This window comes from Teichococcus oryzae, from assembly GCF_008386565.1.
GTDB lineage: Bacteria > Pseudomonadota > Alphaproteobacteria > Acetobacterales > Acetobacteraceae > Pseudoroseomonas > Pseudoroseomonas oryzae.
Window position 1 is genome coordinate 285,672 of the sequence record NZ_VUKA01000004.1, and the last position, 20,667, is coordinate 306,338.

Here is a 20,667-nt window from a genome sequence, read left to right on the forward strand (position 1 = left end):
GCTCACGAACCCGTGAACACGCCGAACCATAAGCGGCCGAAATCCTCCACCGCAAGAGAATTCTTGCCGCAACCATTCAATCAAGGGCCGTATCCACCTTTCGGTCACACGGAATAAGCATTGGACGCTAACAATAATAAACCAAATGCGTTCTTTACTTCGCCATACATCCTAAAAATTCCGCCTGCTGCTCCAGGGCGGCGAACCGTTCAGCGCAAGATCAGGTTGTAGCGGGCCCTGAAGGTCAGCGTGACGCTATCCCCCTCCTCGGCCATGTCGGGCGTGAAGGCTGGCACCATCGCATCGCGGAACATCGCCAGCGAGGCGGAGTCCAGCCAGCGCGAGCCTGAGGAGCTGATCACGCGCAGGCCGGAGATCCGGCCATCGCGATGCACCGTCATGCGCATCACGGTGACGCCATCCTCCCCCGCCATGCCTGCCTGCGGCGGATAATACATGCGGCGCTGCGCCCAGGCGGTCAGCGCCGCAGCCCAATCGATGTTCGGCTGCACGCCCGACACATATTCCAGCGGATTGGTATGGCGCGGCCGGCGCGGGCCCTGCGAGCGCTGCGGCACCGCGCCCATGGCCAGGTCCATGCCGCCACCGCCCCCGCCGGGCGGCGGGCGGCGCGGCTGCGGCGCCAGCATCACGGGTGGCCCTTGGCTGAGATCGGTGGTGCCGGCAAAGGGCGCGGCGCGGCGCGGGGCCGGCCGGGGCAAGGGCGGCGGCTGCGGGTTCAGGCGCAGCGGCGTGGGCGGGGCGAGTTCCACCACCGGCGGGGGCGGCAGTGGCAATTCGGGCTCGGGCTCGGGCTCGACCGCCTGCGGCGGCGCCTCCGCCAGGACCGGGGGCTCGGGCGGCGGCGGCTCGGCAAGCTCCGGCTGCGGCTCCAACTGCGGCTGCGGGGCGGGCGGAACCGGCTCTGGCGGCGGGGCGGGCGCCGGGGCTTCCGCCTGGGGCATCGGGAGCGGCGGTGGCGTTTCCGCCTGCTCGTCGGGCGGCACGGTGGGCGTTTCGCCGGCCGGGCCAGGGGGGGCGGAATCGGACTCGGCGTCCGGCGCCGGCTCCTCCTGCCGGGGCGCCATTGTTTCAAACACCACCGGCACCTCGGCGGGCTGGGCGGGCGGCTGCATCGGGCGCGGCTCGCTCCAGCGCAGCAGCGCGAACAACAGGGCGGCATGCAGCGCCACGGACACCACCGCGCCCGGATGCCGCCACAGCGGCCGGGCCGGCGCATCGCGGCGGATCAGCCGCCGGGCGAGTTGGGGGATCAGGCGCGGATGCGGTGGCAAGTGGCAGACAGATCCCGCAGCAGAAAAGGCCGCGTTCCCGCGGGGCCGCCAGGGGCCGCTCCTGGGGAAGCTGGCACCCGGCGATGGTTCACGCTGGCCCCCTGCATAAGGCTTTCCCGGCCGCCGGAACAGGCCGGATGCTTTTCGTCACGGCCCGATCCGCTTACATGCGGGGAATCATGACCGTGCTCGCCATCCGCGACCTGACCATCCGCATCGCCGGCCGCCCCCTCCTGGAAGGGGCGGAGCTGATGATCGACCCTGGCCGCAAGGTGGGCCTGGTCGGCCGCAACGGCGCCGGCAAGTCCACCCTGCTGCGCGCCATCACCGGCCAGTTGCAGCCCGATGGCGGCGAGATCCGCCTCGCCGCCCGCGCCCGCATGACGCATGTGGCGCAGGAAGCGCCGGGCGGCGACACCAACCTGCTCGACACCGTGCTGCAGGCCGACACCGAGCGCGCCGCCCTGCTGGCCGCGCTGGAAACCGAGGCCGATGGCGCCCGCCTCGCGGAGATCCATGAGCGGCTGATCGCCATCCGCGCCGACAGCGCCCCCTCCCGCGCCGCCGTGGTGCTGGCCGGGCTCGGCTTCGACGCCGAGGCGCAGGCGCGGCCGGTGGGCGAGTTCTCGGGCGGCTGGCGGATGCGCGTCGCGCTGGCCCAGGCGCTGTTCCTGGAGCCCGACCTGCTGCTGCTGGACGAGCCCACCAACCACCTCGACCTCGAGGCCACCATCTGGCTGGAAGGCTGGCTGAGCCGCTTCCCCGGCGCCGCCATCGTGGTCAGCCATGATCGCGGGCTGTTGCAGCGCTGCGTCGATGCCATCGCCCATCTCGACCGGCAGAAGATCTCCTTCTACCCCGGCGGCTACGACAATTTCGTCCGCATCCGCACGGAGCGCGCGGCGCAGCTTTCGGCCCAGGCCGAGAAGGTGGCGGCGCAGCGCGCCCACATGCAGTCCTTCGTGGACCGCTTCCGCGCCAAGGCCACCAAGGCGCGGCAGGCGCAATCCCGCCTCAAGGCGCTGGAAAAGCTGCCCACCATCGAGACGGTGGTGGAGGACGCCCCCACCCGCTTCAACTTCCCCGAGCCGTCCGAGCTGGCGCCGCCCATTGTCGGCCTGTCCCGCGTTTCCATCGGCTATGACGGGCGGCCGATCCTGCGCAACCTCGACCTCCGGCTCGACCAGGAGGACCGGATCGCGCTGCTCGGCGCCAATGGCAACGGCAAGTCGACGCTCGCCAAGCTGCTGGCCGGGCGGCTCGACCCGATGGCGGGCGAGGTGCATCGCGACCGCCGCCTCAAGGTCGGCTATTTCGCGCAGCACCAGGCGGAGGAGCTGGACCTGTCCGGCACCCCCCTTTCCCACATGCAGCACGCCCTCGGCGCGAAGGCGACCGAGACGCAGTGCCGCGCCCAGCTCGCCCGCTTCGGCCTCGACGAGGAGCGCGCCACCACGAAGATCGGCGCCCTGTCGGGGGGCGAGAAGGCGCGGCTGCTGCTGGCCCTTTGCACGCGGGACGCGCCGCACCTGCTGATCCTCGACGAGCCGACCAACCACCTCGACATCGACGCGCGGGACGCGCTGGTGAAGGCCCTGGCCGGCTTCGGCGGCGCCGTGGTGCTGATCACCCACGACCCCGACATGGTGACACTGGTGGCCGACCGGCTGCTGCTGGTGGCCGATGGCGGCGTGGCGTCCTTCGACGGCGACCTCGACGATTACCGCGCGCACCTGGCCGAGCGCGCGCGGGCCGCCCGGTCCGCCGGCGCGTCCGCCGACGCCACCGCCACCCGGCGCGACGAGCGCCGCGAGCGGGCGGAGAACCGCCAGGCCCTCGCCCCCCTGCGCCAGCGCGTCGCCAAGGTGGAGGCGGAAATGGCGAAGCTGCAAAAGGAAGCCGCGCTGCTGGAGAAGAAGCTCGGCGACCCCGGCACCTATGCCCGCTTCAAGCCCGAGGACATCGCCTGGGCCACCCAGCGCCAGGGCCTGATCGCCAAGCAGGTGGCGGCGCTGGAAGAAGAATGGCTGGAATTGCAGGAAAAGCTGGAAGCCGCCTGAGCCGCCATCCCCCTCCGGCATTGCGGCGCCGGGGGCGCCGAGGCCCTCGCCGCGCCGTCAGCGGGCGCTCTTGTTCTCGCTGGTGTTGTGGGTGACGCGCTGCGGGTCGGGGCCGGTGGCGTCCGGCCGCTGCCGCTCGATGTCGTTGGGGCTCTGCCCCTTGGGGCCGCCATGGGCGTGGCCGCGGCTGCCATGCGGAGCGTCATCGGTGGACTGGCCGAGCTGCGCCTTTGCATCCGGGTCCAGCGACAGGCGCTGCGCCATCTCCTCCTCGCTCACGCAGGCATCATTGGCCTGCGCGGAGGGCATGGATAACCGGACCACCCCGCCTTCCAGCCCGGCCACCACGCTGCGCGGCAGGTAGCGATGCGTGCCGCCCGAGGCGGGATCGTTGCGGGCGAGCTTGATGTAGTCGCCTTCCACCCGGTCCACGATGCCGAAGGGCTGGCCATCGCTGCCCACCACGGGCATGTGGTCCTGCACCTCGCCTTTCTCGATCTTCGCTGCGTTGACCATGCGTCTTTCTCCCGGTTGCTGTGGCGGATGGCGGATCAGAGGTCTTCCTTGCGGCGAACCATTTCCCGCAGAAGCGTTTGCGCCAGGTCATGCGGGTCCGCCCCGTCGAGGCGCGCGCTTTCCTTGTTGCCGTATTCCTCGGAGGTGACGGTGACGAGATCCCCCTCCACCACGTAGTTCCCGATATGCCGGGTGTCGCCGATCTCGATGGTGACCTGATTCGGCTGTTCCATGCGCTCTCTCCGTGCGGGTGACGGGCGCCCGGCATAGGAAGGCGCTCCACCAGGCGCGGCAGGATGGAAACGCGTGGCGGCGGCGCCGGTTGTATGCGGCCAGACCCATTCCCCGCGAAGGCCGAGGAGCATCCGATGACCCCATCCGCCCACCCGCAACGGCTCCGCGGCCGGGGCGCCGCGCTGGTGCTGTCCATGGCGGGGGTGTTCTTGTTGATCGGCGCCGCCTTCATCGCCAGCCCGCCGCTGGGGGCGGCCTTGTTCGGCCTTCCCGCCACCGGCGCCGAAGCCCAGGCCTGGCTGCGCGCCCTGGCGCTGCGTGACCTGGCGCTGGGGCTCTACCTCGCCGGCCTGTTGTGGCTCGGCTCGCGCCGCAGCTTGGGCGTGGTGCTGGCGGCCACGGTGGTCATTCCGCCCGGGGACATGCTGATGGTGGCCGGCTGGCATGGCGGCGCGGCGCCGGCGCCCTTGCTGCTGCACGGCCTCAGCGCGCTGGCCACGGGCGGCATGGCCGCCTGGCTGCTGCGCCCGCCATCGGCCGGCACGCCATCCGGCTGAGCGGCGCACGCACCCTCACGCCTTCGTCAGATGAACGGCGGTTCACCCGCGCGCCAGGCTTTGCCATGCTCCGGCCGAGCCGGAACCTGAACGGACCCTGAGGGAAGATTGACGATTTCCACCCGCCGCAGCGCCGCCTGCCTGCGCCGCCACGTCCCGTCGCGGCGGGGCGGCGACGTGGCGCGCGGGCCCTGGCGGGGCGTCGTCACGCGGGACAACGGCTTCCGGCACTTCACCCTGCGCGGCAGTGCCAGGGCGTCGGAAGGCTATCGAAGTCATCCAGCCGCCTGAGCGCGCCGCGCCCTGACCCGCGTCACTTCCTGATTCAACGATTTCCGCCGCGTCCGCCGCGCCAGGGCCATCCCGTATGGCCGCGCGCCGGCGCGGCCGGTCCCCTCGGGATTCCCGCCTCATGCTGGAGAACCTCGCGCTCGGCTTCGATGTCGCGCTGAGCCTGAACAACCTGATGTTCGCCTTTCTCGGCGCGCTGATCGGCACCGCCATCGGCGTGCTGCCGGGGCTTGGCCCCACCGCCACCATTTCCCTGCTGCTGCCGATGACCTTCGGGCAGGAACCGGTGACGGCCATCATCATGCTGGCCGGCATCTATTACGGCGCGCAGTATGGCGGCTCGACCACGGCCATCCTGCTCAACCTCCCGGGCGAGATTTCCGGCGTGGTGACGGCGCTGGAAGGCCACCAGATGGCGCGCCAGGGCCGGGCCGGCGCGGCGCTGGCCGCCGCCGCGCTGGGCTCCTTCTTCGCCGGCACGGTGTCCACCGCGGTGGTGGCGGCGGCGGGGCCGGCGCTGACCGCCGTGGCGCTGTCCTTCGGGCCGCCGGAATATTTCGCGCTGATGGCGCTGGGCCTCGTGGTGTCCTGCGTGCTGGCGCGCGGCAGCGTCGTCAAGGCGGTGGCGATGGTGGTGGTCGGCGTGGCGCTGGGCCTGGTCGGCACCGATGTGCAGACCGGGCAGCAGCGCTTCACCTTCGGCGTGCCGGAACTGGCGGACGGCATCAACTTCGTGGCCCTGGCCATGGGCCTGTTCGGCGTGTCCGAGATCATCCTGAACCTGGTCCACCCCGAGAACCGCAGCGGCAACATCGCCAAGCGCGGCCCGCTCTGGCTGTCCCGGGAGGAATGGCGCCACGCGGCCCCGGCCTCGCTGCGCGGCACGCTGCTCGGCACCGCGCTCGGCATCCTGCCGGGCGGCGGCGCCTCGATCTCCGCCTTCGGCTCCTACATGCTGGAGCGCAAGATCACCCGCCGCCCGGAACAGTTCGGCCGCGGCGCCATCGAGGGCCTGGCCGGGCCGGAATCGGCCAACAATGCCGGCGCGCAGAGCGCCTTCATCCCGCTGCTGACGCTGGGCATTCCCTCCAACTCGGTGATGGCGCTGATGGTGGGGGCGCTGATCATCCAGGGCATCCAGCCCGGGCCGCGCATGATCGAGGCGCAGCCCGACCTGTTCTGGGGGCTGATCTGCTCCATGTGGATCGGCAACCTGATGCTGCTGATCATCAACCTGCCCATGGTGGGGCTGTGGGTGCAGCTGCTGCGCGTGCCCTACAAGTTCATGTATCCCGCGATCCTCGCCTTCTGCTGCATCGGCGCCTACAGCCTGAACAACAACGTGTTCGACGTGTATGTCATGATGGCGGCCTCGGCGCTGGGCTACGCCATCTCCCGGCTCAACCTGGACGGGGCGCCGCTGCTGCTCGGCTTCGTGCTCGGCCCGATGATGGAGGAACATCTGCGCCGCGCCATGCTGCTGTCGCGCGGCGACTGGATGACCTTCCTGGAACGCCCGATCAGCGCCTCCCTCCTGGCCGTCGCGGTGCTGGCCCTCGCCCTGATGATCTCCCCCGCCATCCGCCGCCGCAAGGACGAGGCCCTGCAGGAGGAAGCGGCGTGAGCCGAGGTTGATCCGGCGGGCCAGGAGCGGCAGCCTGGGGCACATGCGCCGCCGTTCCCTCGCCACCCTGCTCCTGGCCCTTTCCCCCGCCCTGGCCACCAGCCGGGCCGCCGCGCAGCTGCCCCCCCGCCCGGGCGAGCCGGCCGCCGAGGCCCTGCTGGCCCGGATGCGGCGGGGCGGGCTGGTGTTGTTCATCCGCCACGCCGACACGGCGGGCGAGCCCTGCGACAGCGGCTTCCGCATCGGCGAGCGGGCGGGCCAGCGCAACATCTCCCCCGCCGGGCGGCAACAGGCGCGCGACCTCGGCGCCAGCCTGGCGGCGCTTGGCGTCCCGCTCGAAGCCCCGGTGCTGGCCAGCCCGGTGTTCCGCGCCCGCGACACGGCGGAGCTGGCCTTCGGCGCCGGCCGCGTGCGGGTCGAGGACGGGCTGATCGCCGATGACTATGCCGGGGCGCGACTGGAATGGGCGCTGGCCGAGCATCGCCGCCTGCTCGCCGCCCCGCCGGCGCCGGGGCTGAACCGGGTGCTGGTGGGCCATCGCGGGCCGGTGCAGATGATCCTGGGCGACGCCCTGCGCGGCAACCGCCTGCCGGAAGCCGGCATCGCGGTGTTCGAGCCGGGCGGCGCCGAAGGGTTCCGCCTGCTGGGCCTGTTGCAGCCCGTGCCGGCCCTGAACGGCGGCAACCCCGCCTGCGGCGGCTGAGCCGCCATGGACCCCGCGATGGACCCCGGCAACCTGCCCCCGGCATGGGATCGGCCTTTCCGCGACAAGCTGGCCGCGCTGTTCCGCTGGCGCCGCGATGTGCGCCACTTCACCCCGGAGCCGGTTCCGGAAGCGCGGCTCCTGGCCCTGCTGGAGGCGGCCAGCCTCGCCCCTTCCGTCGGGCTGAGCCAGCCCTGGCGCTTCGTGCTGGTGGAGGATGCCGGCCGCCGCGCCGCCATCCGCGCCAATTTCGCCCGCAGCAACGCCGCCGCCCTGGACAGCCTCCTGGGCGGTCAGGCGCCGGACCGCGCGGCGCATTACGCGAGGCTGAAGCTGGAAGGGCTGGACCAGGCCCCCTGCCAGTTCGCGCTGTTCGCCCTGCCCGATCCGGCGCAGGGCCATGGCCTGGGCCGCGCCACCATGCCGGAAACCACCACATGGTCGGCGGTGATGGCGCTGCACACGCTGTGGCTGGCGGCGCGGGCAGAGGGGCTTGGCCTGGGCTGGGTGTCGATCCTGGACCCGGCCGAGGCGGCGGCGACGCTGGAGGTGCCGCCCGAATGGCGCTTCATCGGCTATTTCTGCCTGGGCGTCCCGGCGGAGGCGGATGACGTGCCGGAGCTGGAGCGCGAAGGCTGGGACCATCGCCGCCCGGCGTCCGAGATGCTTCTGCGGCGCTGAGGCGGCATCGCGGCCGCGGATGGGGGAGCCGTCCGCGTCCTCTCCCCCACGCTTTGCGGCAACTTGCCGGCAACGACAGCGCTGCTGCCGTGTTGCCTCCATGCGCGGCGCCACCAATCCCGGACAGGCGCCGCAAAGGAGGCTTGCACCATGCCGTTGATCCTTTGGCTGCTCGGCGTCCCCGGCCTGATCGTCATTCTGCTCTGGATCACGGGCATCATCGGCTTCTGATGATCCACCACCTGTCCTTCGGCACCAGCGACATCGGCCGCGCCGCGGCCTTCTATGACGCGGTGCTGGCGGTGGTGGGGCTGCGGCGCATCAGGCGGGATGAAGCGGGCGTGCATTACGGCACCGGCGACATCCTGTTCAGCCTGGTGCGTCCGGTGGATGGCCGCCCGGCCAGCCCCGGCAATGGCGCGCATGTCGCCTTTGCCGCGGCCGACCGCGCCATGGTGGACGCCTTCCACCGTGCCGCCCTGGCGCATGGCGGCACGGAGGACGGCCCGCCCGGCCTGCGCCCGGAATACAACGCCCATTATTATGGCGCCTTCCTGCGCGACCCGGATGGCAACAAGATCGAGGCGGTGACGCACAGCGCCCGTTGAAGGCGCCGGATGCCCTTCCCCGGGCCGTGGCGAAGGGGCTTGACGCCGCGCCCCGCGCGGGGCGACCTCGCGGAAAGACCGGCTGACCGGCCCCGAATCCGGAGGATTGCATGCTTCGCCGCCACCTGCTCGCCGCCGCGCCGCTTCTGGCCCTGCCCGCCATCGCCGCCCCGGCCCGCGCCCAGGGCGCCGCGCAGGGGCTGGCGCAGAAACCCACCCCCAGCGGCTCCTCGGGCGATCCGCTGCGGCTGATCGTTCCCGCCCCTCCGGGCGGCCCCACCGACATCCTGGCCCGGCTGCTGGCGGAAAAGGCCGCGCCCGCCCTGGGCCGGCCGGTGGTGGTGGAGAACCGCGCCGGCGCCGGCGGCATCATCGGCACCGAGGCGGCGGCGCGCGCCGCGCCGGATGGCAGCACCATCGTGCTCGGCCACAACCAGACCCATGCCAGCAACCAGGCGATGATGGCCCGGCTGCCCTATCACGTGGTGGACAGCTTCACCCCCGTGGCCAAGCTGGCCACCGTGCATCACGCGCTGGTGGTGCCGGCCAGTTCGCCGAGCCGGGACATGACGGGGCTGATCGCGCGCGGGCGCCAGGGCAAGCTGAGCTACGCCTCCTCCCAGGCCGGGTCGGCCTCCCACGTCATCGCCGAGACGCTGGCGCGGCGGGAAAAGCTGGACGCCACGCACATCCCCTATCGCGGCGCCGCCCCGGCGGCGACCGACACCATGGCCGGCATCGTGGATTTCTACGTGGCCACCTTCCCGTCCGTCGCGCCGCTGGTGCGGGAAGGCAAGCTGCGCGCGCTGGAGATCGGCGCGCCGAGCCGTCTGAACGACTTCCCCGACGTGCCGACGGCGGCCGAGGCCGGCGTGCCCTACCTGGCCGTCGATGCCTGGTTCGGCCTGTTCGCCCCGGCCGGCACGCCGCCCGCCGCCGTGGAGGCCATCGGCAAGGCCATGCTGGACGCCCTGGCCGAGCCATCCTCGGAGGAGCGGCTGCTGGCCGCCGGCTTCACCACCGACCCGCTGTTGCCGCAGCCCTTCGCCGCCTTCCAGCGGGAGGAGGTGGCCCGCTGGGCGGAGATGGTCAGGCTGACCGGCGTGACGATGGAGGGCTGAGCGCCCTTCACCCGGCGCGGCGGAACAGCAGGGTCAGGTTGTCCGCCGGCATGGAAGCGATGTCGGGCGCGCCGAAGCCGGCGCGCCCCGCCAGCTCCGCCACCGCCTCCACCTCGCGCAGGCCCCAGGCCGGGTCGCGCCGGCGCAGGTCGGCGTCGAAGGCGGCGTTGCCCGGCTCCATCGGCCGGCCGCGCCGGCGATAAGGGCCGTACAGCGCCAGCAGCCCCTGTTCCGGCAGCAGCCGCGCCGGCGAACAGCCCCTCGGCCGCCGCCCAGGGGGCAATGTGGATCATGTTGACGCATAGCACCGCATCCGCCCGCGCCACTGGCCAGGCGGGTGAAGCGGCATCCAGCGCCAGGGCGGGCAGCACGTTGGGCAGGCCCGCGGCCCAGGCATCGATGCTGGCCCGGTTCTCCGGCAGCGGGTCGGTGGGCTGCCAGCGCAGCGCCGGCAGGGCGGCGGCGAAATGGGCCACATGCTCGCCCGTGCCGCTGGCCACCTCCAGCACGAGGCCAGCGGGCGGCAGGCGCGGGCGGACTGCCTGCAGGATCGGCGCGCGGTTGCGGAGCGCGGAAGGGGCCGAGCGGCGGGGATCGTCGGGCATGCCGGCTTCATTGCATGCCCCCCATCGCCGCGCCAAGGCCTGCGCGGCGCCAGGGCGGCTCATGCGGCGAAGGCTGGCCTGACCGGGGGTGGGGGCGGTGGCGGCTTTCGCGCCGCTTTGCTATAGGGCGCCTTTGACCGCGCCGGCCTTCGCTCCGGCGGCGAAAGGGATTCTGTGCAAATGGCGCGACGCCGGCAGCTCTATGAAGGCAAGGCCAAGGTCCTGTTCGAGGGACCCGAGCCGGGCACGCTTGTGCAGTACTTCAAGGACGACGCCACCGCCGCCAACGGCACCAAGAAGGGCATCATCACCGGCAAGGGCGTGCTGAACAACCGCATCAGCGAATACCTGATGATGCGGCTGACGGAGATGGGCGTGCCGACCCATTTCATCCGCCGCCTGAACATGCGGGAACAGCTGATCCGCGAGGTGGAGATCATTCCGCTGGAGCTGGTGGTGCGCAACGTCGCCGCCGGCTCGCTGTCCACCCGGCTCGGGCTGAAGGAAGGCACCCGCCTGCCCCGCTCGATCATCGAGTACTACTACAAGAACGACCAGCTCCAGGACCCGATGGTGTCGGAGGAGCACATCACCTGCTTCGGCTGGGCCTCCACCCAGGACCTGGACGACATGGTGGCGCTGGCGCTGCGCATCAACGACTTCCTGAGCGGGCTGTTCCTCGGCGTCGGCATCGTGCTGGTGGACTTCAAGATCGAGTTCGGCCGGCTGTACGAGAATGACGAGATGCGGATCGTGCTGGCCGACGAGGTGTCCCCCGACAATTGCCGGCTGTGGGACGTGAACACGGGCGAGAAGATGGACAAGGACCGCTTCCGCCGCGACCTCGGCAAGGTCGAGGAAGGTTACCAGGAAGTGGCGCGCCGCCTGGGCATCCTGCCCGAGGCCGGCGCGCGCGACATGAAGGGCCCGGAGGCCATGCAGTGATGGCCGGCGCGCCCTTTCCGGAGCAGAAGACGATGCCCTCAGCGGAGCTGAAAACCTTGAAAGCCCGTGTCACCGTGATGCCCAAGGCCGGCGTGCTGGACCCCGAGGGAAAGGCCATCGGCCACGCCCTCGGCACGCTGGGCTTCAACGGCGTGGGCGAGGTGCGGACCGGCAAGATCATCGAGCTGGAGCTGACCGAAACCGACCCGGCCGCCGCCCGCGCGCAGGCCGAGGAGATGGCCCGCAAGCTGCTGGCCAACACGGTGATCGAAAGCTTCCGGGTCGAGCTGGCCTGAGCCGGGCCCCGCGCCGGTGATCAAGGCTTCCCTGCTGCTGATGCTGCTGCTGACCGTGCTGATCGGCATGGGGCTGCGCTGGCGGCAGGACCGGGTGCCGCAGGTGGGCGCCGCCCGCCGCGGGCGCCAGGGCTTCCTGGCGCGCGGCAAGGCGCGCATCGACCTGTGGATCACCGCCGCCGCCATCGCGTCGCTCATCTCCATGCTGTTGATGGGCGGGCTGCACTGGATCCGCGTCTGGCTCGGCCATGGCTGAGCCTGTTTCCTTTCCGCGCTGAGGACCCCCTCGCCATGAACGCCGTCATCCTGCTGTTCCCCGGCACCAACCGCGAGCGCGACATGGCGATCGCGCTGGAAAAGGCCACAGGCCGCAGGCCCACCATCCTGTTCCATTCCGAAACCAGCCTGCCCGCCGGCACCGACCTGGTGGTGCTGCCCGGCGGCTTTTCCCATGGCGACTACCTGCGCTGCGGCGCCATGGCGGCGCGCTCCCCGATCATGCCGGCGGTGGCCGGGTTCGCGAGCAAGGGCGGGCATGTGCTCGGCGTCTGCAACGGCTTCCAGATCCTGACGGAAGCCGGGCTGCTGCCGGGGGCGCTGCTGCGCAATGCCTCCCTGCGCTTCCTGTCGATGGAATGCCACCTGCGGGTGGAGAACGCCGCCACCCCCTTCACCAACCATTGGCAGAAGGGCGCCGTGTTCCGCGCCCCGATGGCGCATGGCGACGGCAATTACTTCGCCGACGACGCCACGCTGGAGGCGCTGGAGAAGGATGGGCGCGTCGCCTTCCGCTATGTCACGCCCGAGGGCGAGGCGACGGAGGCCGCGAACCGCAACGGGGCACGCAACAACATCGCCGGCATCCTGTCGGAAAATGGCCGCGTGCTGGGCCTGATGCCGCATCCGGAAGATTTGGTGGACCCGCTGATGGGCGGCACGGACGGCCTGCCCTTGTTCGAGAGCATCGCGGCCAGCTTCGCCACCGCCTGACGCCGGCGGGAGGCGGTGCCGCGCCCCCGTTTTGGGGCACCGCGTTTTTCATCGACGCGGCCCGCCCCCAGCCCCACCACCCGAGATGGTAGAAGCCGGAAGCAATCCCGCCAAAGTTGCAAATCGCGGGACTGCACAACTATATGGGCTGCCCCGGCCCAGATACAATCTGTCACGAGTGCTGTGGCCATCGCAATCACGTGATCGCCCGGCGGGGGCCTTGGGCGTGAAAAAGCCCGGCTCCCGAACGGGAACCGGGCGGCGCCCCTGAGGCGGGGATGCGTCAGCGGGAGGCTTTGTAGAGCTTCTGCGCGATCTCCATCATTTCCTCCGGCGCGTAGTCGGGGGAGAAAGCGGAGGGAATGCCGCTGAGCTGGTGGATCTTGCCGCCTTCCGGCATGCCGTCCACCACCGTCAGCTCGCCCGGCGGGTCGCCCGGCAGCGCCTGCTCGCCATTGCCCCAGATGCCGGCGATTTCCTTGTAGTCATTCGGGCTCCAGGTATAGAGCCGGCGGTGCGAGCCTTCCTGGAGGTATTTCTGGCATTCCGGGATGTTGCCGAGCGGGATGTTCGGCGTCGGCAGGAACTTCTCCAGCTCCACCCCGGTGATCTGCTTCAGCGCCAGCGCATAGGCATGCGCGTGCACCGAGCCGCGCACCAGCAGATAGCCGCACACCTCGCGCCCGGTCGGGTCGGACAGCGTCTCATAGACCCGAAGCTTGTGCAGGCGCGCGCCGCATTCCAGGTGGAAATTGTGCAGCAGGTCGAAGATCACGTTGCCGGTGGTGGTCACCATGTCGGCGTTCCACGACATGGAATTGCTGTTCACCGGCACCGCGCCGCCACCATGGGAGGCGAAGGAGGCGAAGGAACGGATGTCCTTCATCACCTCGAAGGGCGCGCCGGAGATGTCGCCGCCAGGACCGACATCGGCATCATGGTCGGGGCCGTTGTTCAGCATGGCAACACCGTTGCTGACCAGCTCCACATGGCCCAGCTCTTCGGCGGTGATCGAGGCGACAAGGCTGTAGAACGGCCTCAGCTTGCTTTTGGAGCGGAAGTTGAAGCTCTGGAACATGTAGTTCCCGAGCGTCGACATCTCGCCATACTTGCCGCCCAGCAATTCCTGCAACGCCGCCGCGGCATTGGGATCCGCGCGCTTCGGCGCAGGAAGTTCGGCCTGCAGCTTATCGACCCGCATGAACATCGCCGGCTCTCCGTTTTTGTGGGGATTGGACACTGCCGGAACGGGATGGGGCGCCAGGGGTTGCGGGGAGAAACGCCAATGCCCCCAGTGATATAGCCAGGCTGGCGTTTCTTCGCGCAGAACCTTCGCCCGCTTCCGGCGTTCCTCCGGCACACCATCCAGGGAACACGCCTCATGGCCCAGAAGACCCTTGCCGACCTGTCGCAGCGCATGCGCGAGATCGACATCGCCATGCTCAACACCCACACCGAGGGCGGCGCCATCGCATCCCGCCCGATGAGCAACAACAAGGACGTCGATTACAACGGCCAGTCCTTCTACTTCTCCTATGGCGATGCGCGCACCATCACGGACATCGAGGCCAACCCCAAGGTCACCCTGTCCTTCCAGGGCCCGAAGCGCTTCGCCATCGCGGTGGAAGGCCGCGCCACGCTGATCCGCGACAAGGCCGCCTTCCGCGAGCACTGGACGCCCGAGCTGGACAAGTGGTTCGACCAGGGCATCGACACCCCGGGCATCGCGCTGATCCGCGTCGATGCCGAGCGCGTCCATTACTGGGACGGCACCGAGCAGGGCGAGCTCACCCCCTGATCCTTCCCCAAGGACACCGGCCCGGGCGTCCGCGCTGACCGTCGCGGCGCCCGGGCTGTTCACTATCCTTCTTGGCCATCCCCATCACCTCTGGAGCCGCGCATGACCCAGGACGCTTCCTCTTCCCGCCGCGACCTCGTCCGTGGCCTGGCGGTCGGGGGGCTGGCGGCCGGCAGCCTTGCCGGCGGCGGCCCCGCCGCCGCGCAGCCGGCTCCCGGTGCCAGCGCCTCCCCCTCACTTCCCCTGGCCGACCCGCGCGAGCGCTTTCCCAGGCCGCCCTTCCCCGCCCAAAGCCAGCCCTGGCCCGCCCTGCAATCGCGCATGACCCCCGTGCCGGATTGCGGCGAAACCTCCTATCGCGGCTCCGGCCGCCTCGCCGGCCGCCGCGCGCTGATCACCGGCGGCGATTCCGGCATCGGCCGCGCCGCCGCCATCGCTTATGCGCGCGAAGGCGCCGACATCGCCATCAACTACCTCCCCGCCGAACAGCCCGATGCCGAGGATGTGGCGAAGCTGATCCGCGAGGCCGGCCGCAAAGCCGTGCTGATCCCCGGCGACCTGCGCGACGAAGCCTTCTGCGCCCGGCTGGTGGAACAGGCGCGGGACCAGCTCGGCGGCCTCGACATCCTGGTCAGCAACGCCGCCTACCAGCACGCGCAGCACGCCCTGGCGGACATCTCCACCGAGCAGCTCGACCAGACCATGAAAACCAATGTTTACGCCATGTTCTGGCTGGCCAAGGCCGCCCTGCCCCACCTGCCGCCCGGAAGCGCCATCATCGTCACCTCCTCGGTCAATGCCGACCGGCCCTCGGAATTCATTCTCGACTACGCCTGCACCAAGGCCGCCAACGAGGCCTTTGTGCGCGGCCTGGCCAAGCAGGTCGTGAAGCAGGGCATCCGCGTGAACGGCGTGGCTCCCGGCCCGTTCTGGACCCCCCTCCAGGTCGGCGGCGGCCAGACCGAGCAGGGCCTCCGCCAGTTCGGCACCACCACGCCGATGGGCCGCCCCGGCCAGCCAGCCGAACTCGCCTCGGTCTATGTCGAGCTGGCGGCGGCATCGTCGAGCTACACCACCGGGCAGATCTATGGCCAGACCGGCGGCGTCGGCTGGCCCTGAGCAGCGCGCCGCCCCGCCCGAGAAGTTGAATCGCGGAAATGCCGTTCCCGGGATGAAATGAATTTGGCCCCGCGCGGGCCAGCCTCCTGAGGAAACACCAGCCAGAAAGGCTTTCCGTTTCATGCCCGTCATTGTCCGCGAGTTCGGCGACTTCGCCCTCACCTTTGCCTGGGGCGGCACCGACGACACCATCCTCGGCAGCAAGGCGTCCTATGAAGACTGGGGCCGCATCCCCAGCATCGCCGAGGCCCCCACCAACATCATCTATGCCGGCGACGGCAACGACCTTGTCTTCGCCGGCTTCGGCAATGACATCGTGCTCGGCGGCGGCGGCAATGACCGCATCTTCGGCCACGGCACCGGCGGCCCGACCCCCGGCGCCGACGAGGTCATCGCCTTCCTGCATGACAGCGACTACCTCAATGGCGGCGCCGGGGACGACTACATCCAGGGCGGCGGCGGCCAGGACATCATCATCGGCGGCCGCGGCAATGACGAGCTGCATGGCGGCGATGACGACGACACCATCTTCGGCGGCACCGGGGACGACATCCTGCAAGGCGGCGGCGGCAGCGACATCATGACCGGCGGCGCCGGCGCCGACACCTTCCTGTTCGCCCTGGCCCCCGGCACGCCCGACGCCGCCTTCCCCGGCGACCCGGCCGACATCATCACCGACTTCGAAAGCGGCACCGACGTGATCGACCTGAGCGGCTACAACGTCGCCGCGGGCGGCGCCACGATCGAGACGGTGGACACCGGCCTGCTGGTGAGCTTCGACTTCTTCGGCGAAACCTTCGAAATCTCGGTGCTCGGCGTCACCGCCCTGCAGGATGGCGACATCCTCTACGCCGCCTGAACCACGCGGCGCGGGCGGCGGACCAACCCCGCCGCCCGCCCGCCATCAGGGATTGCTGCGCCCGGTCTGCGCCGGGTTCACCCCGCCCTGCGCGGTGGTGTCGTTCAGCGTGTCGCCCTCATCCGTGTTCTCGCCCTGCAACACCTCCGGATCGGTGCCGCGCCCGAACACGCCCTTGGACGAGCCGATGCCCGGATTGCGCTCCAGGTCATCGGGCGGCCGGGGCGTGTCCTGCATCAGCCCCTCCTCCCGCTTCTCGCTGCCCATGCCGCCTTTTGCATGCTTCGAGGCCGTCATTCGCGTTCTCCTCTGTTGGGGGCGTGGGAAGAACCAGCAAGGCGGGTGCGCAGTTGCGGGGCGGGTGGAGGCTGGTGTCCGGGAGAAGGGCGGCGCGGTTGGCTACGCAGGGGCTCTGCCCCCTGCACCTTCCGTTATTCAGGCGAGCTGTGTCGCTCCAGCAATAGGAAAACTTGCCTAATTCTTCCCTATGCGCTACACTCCTTCCCATGCGCGCCCCTCACACCCCCCACCTCCCCCAACCCCGCCCCTGGTCCCCCCTGACCGACGCCGAGTTCTACGCGCTCCTCCCCTACCTCCTCCCGCGCTCTCCCCAGGGCCGCCCCATCCGCGAGCTCCGTGCGCGGGTCGATGCCATCTTCCACATCGCCTGCACCCATGCCCCCTGGGCCGCACTTCCCGCGCATTTCGGCAAGCCCGACACCGCATCGCGCTATTTCCGCCGCCTCACCCATGCCGGCCTGTGGCAGCGCCTGCTCCACGCCCTGGCCGAAGCGGCCCCCGGCCACCCGCTCCGCGCCATCGAACATTTCATCTGCCGTGCCGCCCGCCGCGCGCATCGCATCCTGGGCCTGCCGCTCATCCTCCTCATTCGCCGCCTCGACCTGCGCCGCGCCCTGCCCGGCCCGCCCTGGCTGCTGCCCGATCCGCTTTTGTCCGAAACCCTCGCCGCCGTGAAAATCGCCCCGCCGCCACCGGGCGAATACGGGCACAAGACGCGCCACGCGCGCCTGCTGGCCACCCTGCGGCGCCTCCACCGGGATGCCGCCGGGCGCCGCCGCATCCCCCGATCCGTGCGGCTTGCCTGGGCATGAACCCCGCCATGCCAAAACCACCCCTGGACAACGGGCGCGCGGGTGTTGACAAGGCAGGCATGTCGACGCCCGTCCGCCTCGCCCCCGCCCAGCTTGACGCTGAACGCGCCAAGCAACTCGCCGCCGAATTCGGCCTGAAGCCGGATGAGTATGAGCGCGCCCTCGCCATCCTCGGCCGCACCCCGTCCCTGACGGAGCTTGGCATCTTCTCGGTGATGTGGTCGGAGCACTGCTCCTACAAATCCAGCCGCGTCTGGCTGCGCACCCTGCCCACCAAGGCCCCCTGGGTGATCCACGGCCCGGGCGAGAATGCCGGCGTGATCGACATCGGCGATGGGCTGGCCGCCATCTTCAAGATGGAAAGCCACAACCACCCCTCCTTCATCGAGCCCTATCAGGGCGCCGCCACCGGGGTGGGCGGCATCCTGCGGGATGTCTTCACCATGGGCGCGCGGCCCATCGCCAACCTCAACGCGCTCCGCTTCGGCGATCCGTCGCTCCCCAAGACCCAGCAGGTGCTGGATGGCGTGGTGCGCGGCATCGGCGGCTACGGCAATTGCGTTGGCGTGCCGACCGTGGGCGGGGAGGTCAATTTCCACCCGGCCTACAACGGCAACCCGCTGGTCAACGCCATGACGGTCGGCATCGCGCCGAAGGACCGCATCTTCCTCTCGGCGGCGGCTGGCATCGGCAACCCCGTGGTCTATGTCGGCTCCAAGACCGGGCGGGACGGCATCCACGGCGCCACCATGTCCTCCGCCGAGTTCAGCGCGGATTCCGAGGAAAAGCGCCCCACCGTCCAGGTCGGCGACCCCTATGCCGAGAAGCTGCTGATCGAGGCCTGCCTGGAGCTGATGGCCACCGACGCCATCGTCGCCATCCAGGACATGGGCGCCGCCGGCCTCACCTCCTCCTCGGTGGAGATGGCCGGCAAGGGCGGCGTCGGCATCGAGCTGGAGCTGGACACCGTTCCCCAGCGGGAAGACGGCATGTCCGCCTATGAGATGATGCTCTCCGAATCCCAGGAGCGCATGCTGATGGTGCTGAAGCCGGGCCAGGAGCACATCGCCGAGGCCATCTTCCACAAATGGGAGCTGGACTTCGCCGTGATCGGCCGCCTGACCGACACCGGCCACATCGTCATCCGCCACAAGGGCCAGCTTGAGGCCGACATTCCGCTCGCGCCCCTGGAATCCGAGGCCCCGCTCTACAATCGCCCGACCGCCGAGACGCCGAAGCAGCCCCTGCTGGACGCCGCCTCGGTGCCCGACAACACGGGCCTGTCCGCCGCGCTGCTGAAGCTGGTGGGCTCGCCCGACCTCTGCTCCCGCCGCTGGATCTGGGACCAGTATGACAGCACCGTGGGCGGCCAGACGGTGAAGCGCCCCGGCGCCGCCGATGCCGCCATCGTCAAGCTGGACGGCCTGCCCCGCGCCCTAGCCATGACCACCGACGTGACGCCCCGCTATTGCGCGGCCGATCCGGAGGAAGGCGGCAAGCAGGCCGTGGCCGAGGCCTGGCGCAACCTGACGGCCACGGGCGCGAAGCCGCTGGCCATCACCGACAACATGAATTTCGGCAACCCCGAGAAGCCGGAGATCATGGGCCAGTTCGCCGCCGCCGTGCGCGGCATGGCCAGCGCCTGCACCGCGCTCGACTTCCCCGTCGTGTCCGGCAACGTGTCCCTCTACAACGAGACGGAGGGCCGGGGCATCCTGCCCACCCCCGCCATCGGCGGCGTCGGCGTGCTGGAGGATGCGCGCCAGGCCATCGGCTACGCGCTGCGGCCCGATCTTGATTTGGTCCTGATCGGCGACACAGCCGGCCATCTTGGCCAGTCGCTCTGGCTGCGCGAGATCGCCGGGCGGGAGGAAGGCGCGCCGCCGCCGGTGGACCTCGCCGCCGAGCGCCGCAACGGCGATTTCGTGCGGGAGCAGATCCTGGCCGGCCATGTCGCCGCCTGCCATGACTGCGCCGATGGCGGGTTGCTGGTGGCGCTGGCCGAGATGGCGATGGAAGGCGATACCGGCGTGACCCTCGCCGCCTCCCCCCTGCCCGCCGCCCATGCCTTCTTCTTCGGGGAGGACCAGGGCCGCTACGTGCTGGCCACCGCCGATGGCGGCGCCCTCCTGCGCGCCGCCGAGGCGCAGGGCGTGCCCGCCCGCCCGGTTGGCCGTTCGGGCGGCCGGGACTTGGTTCTGCCGGGCGGCGAGACCATATCCGTCGCTGATCTGCGGGATGCGCATGAGCGCTTCCTGCCGGCGCTGATGGCCCGCTAAGCTCGGCCCGAGACAAGGAGTATCCCGCATGGCGATGCCCGCCGCAGAGATCGAGGCCCTGATCAAGGCGGCCTTCCCCGATGCCCAGGTCACCATCGAGGACCTGGCCGGGGATGGCGACCATTACGCCGCGACCGTGGTGTCGGAAGCTTTCCGTGGCCGCTCCCGCGTGCAGCAGCACCAACTGGTCTATGCGGCGCTCCAGGGCCGCATGGGCGGTGAGCTGCACGCCCTCGCCCTGCAGACCTCCGTGCCCCCAACCCCTGTCCAGGGAGCTTCCGCATGAGCAACCCGACCTTTGACCGCATCCAGGCCGAGATCACCGAGAACCCGGTGGTCCTCTACATGAAGGGCACCCCGGTCTTTCCGCAATGCGGCTTCTCCGCCCGCGTGGTGCAGATCCTGTCCCATGTCGGCGTGCCCTTCAAAGGCGTGAACGTGCTGGAGGACATGGAACTCCGGGAAGGCATCAAGGCCTTCACCAACTGGCCGACCATTCCCCAGCTTTATGTGAAGGGCGAGTTCGTCGGCGGCTGCGACATCATCATGGAGATGTTCCAGAACGGCGAGCTGGCCACCCTGCTCGACGAAAAGGGCGTTCCCCGCCAGGCCGCGGCCGAGTGAGCCGCCAGCCGGCACCGATGCAGATCCGAGGGCCCCGCAAGGGGCCCTTTCCTTTTCCGCCGTCCGAAAACCGGCTCAACCGTGGCTTGTGCCGGGCGTTGCGTCGGCATGGAGGCCCCCCATGACCCGCAATGACATCCGCACCCTGCTGAACCTGATCCTGCCCCTGGCCCAGCCCCTGGTGGGCATGCTGGCGCCGGTTTTCGGCATCGGCCACACCCAGGCGGAGATGTCCGCCCGCAGCCAGACCGATGTGGTGCCGGCGGGCTATGCCTTCTCCATCTGGGGCCTGCTGTTCGCTCTTTCCATCGCCTGGGGCATCTGGCAGGCGCTGCCGGATGGCGGCAAGG

At 70.5% G+C, this 20,667-nt stretch carries 24 protein-coding genes and 2 pseudogenes; 20 read left to right on the plus strand and 6 right to left on the minus strand.

Annotation, left to right across the window (positions count from 1 at the left end; genetic code table 11):
- Positions 1-209: 209 nt before the first annotated feature.
- Positions 210-1,295, minus strand: a complete 1,086-nt coding sequence (locus F0Q34_RS11720; protein WP_149812393.1) for an energy transducer TonB — start codon at positions 1,293-1,295, stop codon at positions 210-212.
- Between the two features lie 179 nt (positions 1,296-1,474).
- Here F0Q34_RS11720 and F0Q34_RS11725 point away from each other — a divergent pair, with 179 nt between their 5' ends.
- The gene (locus F0Q34_RS11725) at positions 1,475-3,355 is read left to right on the plus strand and encodes an ABC-F family ATP-binding cassette domain-containing protein (RefSeq protein ID WP_149812394.1); all 1,881 of its coding nucleotides are present in this window, start codon (positions 1,475-1,477) and stop codon (positions 3,353-3,355) included.
- Between the two features lie 57 nt (positions 3,356-3,412).
- On the opposite strand, the gene F0Q34_RS11730 is transcribed toward F0Q34_RS11725, so the two are convergent.
- Together F0Q34_RS11730 and F0Q34_RS11735 are read right to left on the minus strand one after the other, a co-directional pair.
- Positions 3,413-3,871, minus strand: coding sequence for a DUF2171 domain-containing protein (locus F0Q34_RS11730; protein ID WP_149812395.1), 459 nt, complete (start codon positions 3,869-3,871; stop codon positions 3,413-3,415).
- Between the two features lie 35 nt (positions 3,872-3,906).
- A complete protein-coding gene (locus F0Q34_RS11735) occupies positions 3,907-4,104 on the minus strand; it encodes a hypothetical protein (RefSeq protein ID WP_149812396.1) in 198 nt (65 codons plus the stop codon).
- Positions 4,105-4,239: 135 nt separating this feature from the next.
- Here F0Q34_RS11735 and F0Q34_RS11740 point away from each other — a divergent pair, with 135 nt between their 5' ends.
- From F0Q34_RS11740 to F0Q34_RS11770, 7 genes are all read left to right on the plus strand, one after another.
- Positions 4,240-4,662: a DUF4267 domain-containing protein gene (locus F0Q34_RS11740; protein WP_161600844.1), complete on the plus strand. Its 423-nt coding sequence runs from the start codon at positions 4,240-4,242 to the stop codon at positions 4,660-4,662.
- A gap of 108 nt (positions 4,663-4,770) precedes the next feature.
- Entirely contained in the window at positions 4,771-4,953 is a 183-nt protein-coding gene (locus tag F0Q34_RS11745; protein WP_149812398.1) for a hypothetical protein, read from the plus strand.
- 121 nt (positions 4,954-5,074) lie between these two features.
- Positions 5,075-6,577, plus strand: coding sequence for a tripartite tricarboxylate transporter permease (locus F0Q34_RS11750; RefSeq protein ID WP_149812399.1), 1,503 nt, complete (start codon positions 5,075-5,077; stop codon positions 6,575-6,577).
- 43 nt (positions 6,578-6,620) lie between these two features.
- A complete protein-coding gene (locus tag F0Q34_RS11755) occupies positions 6,621-7,280 on the plus strand; it encodes a histidine phosphatase family protein (protein WP_149812400.1) in 660 nt (219 codons plus the stop codon).
- Between the two features lie 6 nt (positions 7,281-7,286).
- Positions 7,287-7,961, plus strand: a complete 675-nt coding sequence (bluB, locus tag F0Q34_RS11760; protein WP_241665446.1) for a 5,6-dimethylbenzimidazole synthase — start codon at positions 7,287-7,289, stop codon at positions 7,959-7,961.
- 230 nt (positions 7,962-8,191) lie between these two features.
- On the plus strand, positions 8,192-8,569 hold the full coding sequence (locus tag F0Q34_RS11765) for a VOC family protein (RefSeq protein ID WP_149812401.1): 378 nt from the start codon (positions 8,192-8,194) through the stop codon (positions 8,567-8,569).
- Positions 8,570-8,679: 110 nt separating this feature from the next.
- A complete protein-coding gene (locus F0Q34_RS11770; RefSeq protein ID WP_149812402.1) occupies positions 8,680-9,690 on the plus strand; it encodes a Bug family tripartite tricarboxylate transporter substrate binding protein in 1,011 nt (336 codons plus the stop codon).
- A 7-nt stretch (positions 9,691-9,697) separates the two neighbouring features.
- On the opposite strand, the pseudogene F0Q34_RS11775 reads toward F0Q34_RS11770, so the two are convergent.
- Positions 9,698-10,358 (minus strand): annotated as a pseudogene (locus tag F0Q34_RS11775) (DUF938 domain-containing protein).
- A 117-nt stretch (positions 10,359-10,475) separates the two neighbouring features.
- On the opposite strand from F0Q34_RS11775, the gene purC reads away from it, so the two are divergent.
- The 4 genes from purC to purQ are packed head-to-tail and all read left to right on the plus strand — an operon-like array spanning position 10,476 to position 12,526.
- On the plus strand, positions 10,476-11,240 hold the full coding sequence (gene purC, locus F0Q34_RS11780; RefSeq protein ID WP_149812403.1) for a phosphoribosylaminoimidazolesuccinocarboxamide synthase: 765 nt from the start codon (positions 10,476-10,478) through the stop codon (positions 11,238-11,240).
- 56 nt (positions 11,241-11,296) lie between these two features.
- Positions 11,297-11,536, plus strand: a complete 240-nt coding sequence (gene purS / locus F0Q34_RS11785) for a phosphoribosylformylglycinamidine synthase subunit PurS (RefSeq protein ID WP_149812404.1) — start codon at positions 11,297-11,299, stop codon at positions 11,534-11,536.
- Positions 11,537-11,552: 16 nt separating this feature from the next.
- Positions 11,553-11,792 carry a hypothetical protein gene (locus tag F0Q34_RS11790; RefSeq protein WP_149812405.1) on the plus strand — a complete coding sequence of 80 codons (240 nt, stop codon included), beginning with the start codon at positions 11,553-11,555 and terminating at the stop codon, positions 11,790-11,792.
- A gap of 35 nt (positions 11,793-11,827) precedes the next feature.
- Positions 11,828-12,526: a phosphoribosylformylglycinamidine synthase subunit PurQ gene (gene purQ, locus F0Q34_RS11795; protein WP_149812406.1), complete on the plus strand. Its 699-nt coding sequence runs from the start codon at positions 11,828-11,830 to the stop codon at positions 12,524-12,526.
- 283 nt (positions 12,527-12,809) lie between these two features.
- Here the strand turns inward: purQ and F0Q34_RS11800 are convergent, their stop codons facing one another.
- Positions 12,810-13,727, minus strand: a complete 918-nt coding sequence (locus tag F0Q34_RS11800; RefSeq protein ID WP_241665447.1) for a manganese catalase family protein — start codon at positions 13,725-13,727, stop codon at positions 12,810-12,812.
- A gap of 180 nt (positions 13,728-13,907) precedes the next feature.
- On the opposite strand from F0Q34_RS11800, the gene F0Q34_RS11805 reads away from it, so the two are divergent.
- The 3 genes from F0Q34_RS11805 to F0Q34_RS11815 all read left to right on the plus strand — a co-directional run bounded on the left by F0Q34_RS11805 (position 13,908) and on the right by F0Q34_RS11815 (position 16,302).
- Positions 13,908-14,324 carry a pyridoxamine 5'-phosphate oxidase family protein gene (locus tag F0Q34_RS11805; protein WP_149812408.1) on the plus strand — a complete coding sequence of 139 codons (417 nt, stop codon included), beginning with the start codon at positions 13,908-13,910 and terminating at the stop codon, positions 14,322-14,324.
- Between the two features lie 102 nt (positions 14,325-14,426).
- Positions 14,427-15,443 carry an SDR family oxidoreductase gene (locus tag F0Q34_RS11810; RefSeq protein WP_149812409.1) on the plus strand — a complete coding sequence of 339 codons (1,017 nt, stop codon included), beginning with the start codon at positions 14,427-14,429 and terminating at the stop codon, positions 15,441-15,443.
- Between the two features lie 121 nt (positions 15,444-15,564).
- Positions 15,565-16,302 (plus strand): calcium-binding protein, encoded by a 738-nt coding sequence (locus tag F0Q34_RS11815; protein ID WP_149812410.1) that lies wholly within the window; start codon positions 15,565-15,567, stop codon positions 16,300-16,302.
- A gap of 45 nt (positions 16,303-16,347) precedes the next feature.
- On the opposite strand, the gene F0Q34_RS11820 is transcribed toward F0Q34_RS11815, so the two are convergent.
- Complete coding sequence (locus tag F0Q34_RS11820; RefSeq protein WP_241665448.1) at positions 16,348-16,599, minus strand: hypothetical protein; 252 nt, start codon at positions 16,597-16,599, stop codon at positions 16,348-16,350.
- A 209-nt stretch (positions 16,600-16,808) separates the two neighbouring features.
- Between F0Q34_RS11820 and F0Q34_RS11825 the strand changes: the two genes are divergently transcribed.
- The 5 genes and pseudogenes from F0Q34_RS11825 to F0Q34_RS21805 form a co-directional block, all read left to right on the plus strand.
- A complete protein-coding gene (locus tag F0Q34_RS11825) occupies positions 16,809-17,414 on the plus strand; it encodes a transposase (protein ID WP_149812411.1) in 606 nt (201 codons plus the stop codon).
- A gap of 59 nt (positions 17,415-17,473) precedes the next feature.
- Positions 17,474-19,693, plus strand: a complete 2,220-nt coding sequence (gene purL / locus F0Q34_RS11830) for a phosphoribosylformylglycinamidine synthase subunit PurL (RefSeq protein ID WP_149812412.1) — start codon at positions 17,474-17,476, stop codon at positions 19,691-19,693.
- A gap of 28 nt (positions 19,694-19,721) precedes the next feature.
- Entirely contained in the window at positions 19,722-19,979 is a 258-nt protein-coding gene (locus F0Q34_RS11835) for a BolA family protein (protein ID WP_149812413.1), read from the plus strand.
- Positions 19,976-20,317 (plus strand): Grx4 family monothiol glutaredoxin, encoded by a 342-nt coding sequence (grxD, locus tag F0Q34_RS11840; protein WP_149812414.1) that lies wholly within the window; start codon positions 19,976-19,978, stop codon positions 20,315-20,317. The genes F0Q34_RS11835 and grxD overlap by 4 nt, the downstream gene beginning before the upstream one ends.
- Positions 20,318-20,405: 88 nt before the next feature.
- Positions 20,406-20,667 (plus strand): annotated as a pseudogene (locus tag F0Q34_RS21805) (hypothetical protein); the annotation flags it as partial.

Bases quoted from the DNA above. Each gene is read 5' to 3' on its own strand.
- F0Q34_RS11725 (WP_149812394.1), top strand. From the start codon at position 1,475: ATGACCGTGCTCGCCATCCGCGACCTGACCATCCGCATCGCCGGCCGC.
- F0Q34_RS11730 (WP_149812395.1), bottom strand. From the start codon at position 3,871: ATGGTCAACGCAGCGAAGATCGAGAAAGGCGAGGTGCAGGACCACATG.
- F0Q34_RS11735 (WP_149812396.1), bottom strand. From the start codon at position 4,104: ATGGAACAGCCGAATCAGGTCACCATCGAGATCGGCGACACCCGGCAT.
- F0Q34_RS11740 (WP_161600844.1), top strand. From the start codon at position 4,240: ATGACCCCATCCGCCCACCCGCAACGGCTCCGCGGCCGGGGCGCCGCG.
- F0Q34_RS11750 (WP_149812399.1), top strand. From the start codon at position 5,075: ATGCTGGAGAACCTCGCGCTCGGCTTCGATGTCGCGCTGAGCCTGAAC.
- F0Q34_RS11755 (WP_149812400.1), top strand. From the start codon at position 6,621: ATGCGCCGCCGTTCCCTCGCCACCCTGCTCCTGGCCCTTTCCCCCGCC.
- bluB (WP_241665446.1), top strand. From the start codon at position 7,287: ATGGACCCCGCGATGGACCCCGGCAACCTGCCCCCGGCATGGGATCGG.
- F0Q34_RS11765 (WP_149812401.1), top strand. From the start codon at position 8,192: ATGATCCACCACCTGTCCTTCGGCACCAGCGACATCGGCCGCGCCGCG.
- F0Q34_RS11770 (WP_149812402.1), top strand. From the start codon at position 8,680: ATGCTTCGCCGCCACCTGCTCGCCGCCGCGCCGCTTCTGGCCCTGCCC.
- purC (WP_149812403.1), top strand. From the start codon at position 10,476: ATGGCGCGACGCCGGCAGCTCTATGAAGGCAAGGCCAAGGTCCTGTTC.
- purQ (WP_149812406.1), top strand. From the start codon at position 11,828: ATGAACGCCGTCATCCTGCTGTTCCCCGGCACCAACCGCGAGCGCGAC.
- F0Q34_RS11800 (WP_241665447.1), bottom strand. From the start codon at position 13,727: ATGCGGGTCGATAAGCTGCAGGCCGAACTTCCTGCGCCGAAGCGCGCG.
- F0Q34_RS11805 (WP_149812408.1), top strand. From the start codon at position 13,908: ATGGCCCAGAAGACCCTTGCCGACCTGTCGCAGCGCATGCGCGAGATC.
- F0Q34_RS11810 (WP_149812409.1), top strand. From the start codon at position 14,427: ATGACCCAGGACGCTTCCTCTTCCCGCCGCGACCTCGTCCGTGGCCTG.
- F0Q34_RS11815 (WP_149812410.1), top strand. From the start codon at position 15,565: ATGCCCGTCATTGTCCGCGAGTTCGGCGACTTCGCCCTCACCTTTGCC.
- F0Q34_RS11820 (WP_241665448.1), bottom strand. From the start codon at position 16,599: ATGACGGCCTCGAAGCATGCAAAAGGCGGCATGGGCAGCGAGAAGCGG.
- F0Q34_RS11825 (WP_149812411.1), top strand. From the start codon at position 16,809: ATGCGCGCCCCTCACACCCCCCACCTCCCCCAACCCCGCCCCTGGTCC.
- purL (WP_149812412.1), top strand. From the start codon at position 17,474: ATGTCGACGCCCGTCCGCCTCGCCCCCGCCCAGCTTGACGCTGAACGC.
- F0Q34_RS11835 (WP_149812413.1), top strand. From the start codon at position 19,722: ATGGCGATGCCCGCCGCAGAGATCGAGGCCCTGATCAAGGCGGCCTTC.
- grxD (WP_149812414.1), top strand. From the start codon at position 19,976: ATGAGCAACCCGACCTTTGACCGCATCCAGGCCGAGATCACCGAGAAC.